3 protein-coding genes and 1 pseudogene are annotated in these 1,814 nt (G+C 71.1%); 2 read left to right on the top strand and 2 right to left on the bottom strand.

Annotated elements, in window-relative coordinates:
* On the bottom strand, positions 1-449 hold a 449-nt coding region (locus tag G6019_RS11835; RefSeq protein ID WP_439822629.1), incomplete at its 3' end, for a GNAT family N-acetyltransferase, cg3035/Rv0428c family.
* A complete protein-coding gene (locus G6019_RS11830) occupies positions 442-1,116 on the bottom strand; it encodes a peptide deformylase (protein ID WP_107757398.1) in 675 nt (224 codons plus the stop codon). The genes G6019_RS11835 and G6019_RS11830, both read right to left, overlap by 8 nt.
* Before the next feature lie 98 nt (positions 1,117-1,214).
* Between G6019_RS11830 and G6019_RS11825 the strand changes: the two genes are divergently transcribed.
* Complete coding sequence (locus G6019_RS11825; protein ID WP_107757397.1) at positions 1,215-1,550, top strand: DUF3263 domain-containing protein; 336 nt, start codon at positions 1,215-1,217, stop codon at positions 1,548-1,550.
* A gap of 15 nt (positions 1,551-1,565) precedes the next feature.
* Positions 1,566-1,814: pseudogene (locus G6019_RS11820) on the top strand (LytR C-terminal domain-containing protein); the annotation flags it as partial.

The raw sequence follows: 1,814 nt of genomic DNA, 5'->3' as shown, positions 1-1,814 counted from the left end.
GGCAGGCCGCGGGCCGCGTACCAGTCGCGGACCCCGTCCAGCTCCGAGCAGCTGGCCCACGGCAACACCGGGACCGCCGAGTTCCCGCGGTAGGACCAGTCGTCACCGGCACGGCAGAACCAGCCGTCGACGAGCTCGAAGTCCGTGCCCGGCCACGCCAACGCACCCGCGTACTCGTGCGCCCGGACGTCGCGTGCCCGGACCGGCCGGGGCGGTAGCACCTTGAGCACCGCGATGTCGGAATCGGGGATCCGCACCTCCTCGCCCGACTCGCGGCGCACCACGAGTTCGGGATCCAGCGCGACCACGTGTCCGATGACGTCGGTGTAGAGGTGCGAACCCTGCCCGGCCTCCAGATGGCGACGGACCACCACGCGCATCCCCACCTCCACGCGTCGGCCGGCGTTCCACCGGGACCGGTCCGCCAGACCCCGGTCCTGCTCAGCCACGGGGGTCGGTGGCCTCGTCGTCGTCCCACTCGTCACCGTCGTCCTCGTCGGCGAACGGGTCGGGATCGGTGGTCGGGTCCCAGCTCAACCCGGGCACGCCCCAGCCTGCGTCGCGGATGTGGCGTTTGGCGGCCTTGCGGTGACGGCCGATCAGATGGTCGGTGTAGAGGTACCCGTCCAGGTGACCGACCTCGTGCTGCAGGCACCGCGCGAACAGGCCATAGCCCTCCACGGAGACCGGCTCGCCGTTCTCGTCGGTTCCGGTGACCCGGGCCCACCAGGCGCGCCCGCGCGGGAAGTTCACACCGGGGACGGAGAGGCATCCTTCGAGATCCTCCTCCGGGTCCGGCATGGTCTCCGGGATCTCGGAGGTCTCCAGCACCGGGTTGACGATGCAGCCGCGGCGGTTGAGCCAGCCGCCGCGGGCCTCGACGTCCTCGCGGGAGACGCCCTCGCCGTCCTCGGTGTCCAGATCGGGGCAGTCGTAGACGAACACCCGCTTGCGCACCCCCACCTGGTTGGCGGCCAGACCCACTCCGTTGGCGGCGTCCATCGTGTCGTAGAGGTCGCGGACGAGGTCGCGGATCTCCTCCGGGGACTCCGTGACGGGCTCGGTGGGGGTGTGGAGGGCGGGATCGCCGAGGATGACGATGGGCAGGACGGCCATGGCAGGAGATCCTAGTGCGCACCTGGCAGGGTGTCGGATCCGTGTGGTTCACTACGGGGGAATCACAACGGTGTGATCCGGGCACAGGAGGCGAGCGAATGGGTCGATCAGCAACCGCGGCACGCCGACCGAGGGTCGAGGGCGGTTCGCCGCCCGCGGACGAGCTGCACGCCGCCGACCCCGTGCTGTCCGACAGGGACCGGGCCATGCTCGAGTTCGAGCGTCAGTGGTGGAAGTTCGCCGGCTCCAAGGAGGAGGCGATCCGGCAGAAGTTCGACATGTCCGGGACCCGCTACTTCCAGATCCTCAACGGCCTCATCGACCGCCCCGAGGCGCTGGCCGCTGACCCGCTGCTCGTCAAGCGGCTTCGTCGCATGCGCAGCAGCCGTCAGAAGGCACGCGCGGCGCGCAACCTGGGAATGCGGCTCGACTGACCTACACTCACCGGCGTGAGCTCCCAGCCCGAAACCTCGCAGTACGACCCCTACGGTCCGGGCGCGCCCGCCGGCGGCGCCGGGGCCGGCCCCGACCAGGATGAGCCGACCGGACCTCCGTACCGGGCCATCGCGATGGTCCTCCTGGCCGCGGTGGTCCTGGCGATAGGCATCGGGCTCGTCCAGCTGTTCGGGGGCGACGACGAGACCCCGACCGCCACCGACCAGGACAGTGCCCAGGTCGAGCAGGCCGAACCGCCCGCC

The organism is Dietzia sp. DQ12-76, assembly GCF_014145045.1.
Lineage (GTDB): Bacteria > Actinomycetota > Actinomycetes > Mycobacteriales > Mycobacteriaceae > Dietzia.
The sequence above is the reverse complement of the archived record's forward strand: the minus strand, read 5'-3'. Positions and strand labels throughout refer to the sequence as shown.

What these genes read in the sequence shown, in the direction of transcription:
- G6019_RS11825 (WP_107757397.1), top strand. Translation starts at nt 1,215, where the DNA reads ATGGGTCGATCAGCAACCGCGGCACGCCGACCGAGGGTCGAGGGCGGT.
- G6019_RS11830 (WP_107757398.1), bottom strand. Translation starts at nt 1,116, where the DNA reads ATGGCCGTCCTGCCCATCGTCATCCTCGGCGATCCCGCCCTCCACACC.